The sequence below is a fragment of the Bradyrhizobium sp. Kon56 genome, from assembly GCF_055807635.1.
This window is the reverse complement of record NZ_JBVVOU010000499.1, coordinates 1-258: the sequence shown is the minus strand read 5'-3', so window position 1 is coordinate 258 and position 258 is coordinate 1. Positions and strand designations below refer to the sequence as shown.

Below are 258 nucleotides of genomic sequence, written 5' to 3'. Positions count from 1 at the left end.
AACACGGCCGACGGCATGGTCCTTCTGGTCGGTTGCTCGCACCCCGGGATCGAGCGCATCGTCGAAGCGGCGACGGCAATCAATCCCAGGATTCATCTCATCGCGGGAGGATTTCATCTGGTCGTCGCACCTGACGAAGCTATCGCGAAAGTCGTTACCGCCCTGAAGGACAGGTTCAAAGTCGACAGCGTAGCCCCGGGACATTGCACCGGTGAGCCGACTTTTACCGCGCTCAAGAAGGCTTTCGGCGACAATTAT

Annotated in this window: 1 pseudogene; it reads left to right on the top strand. The window is 58.5% G+C overall.

Annotation, left to right across the window (positions count from 1 at the left end):
- Window positions 1-258, top strand: a pseudogene (locus AC0L3B_RS39820) (MBL fold metallo-hydrolase); the annotation flags it as partial.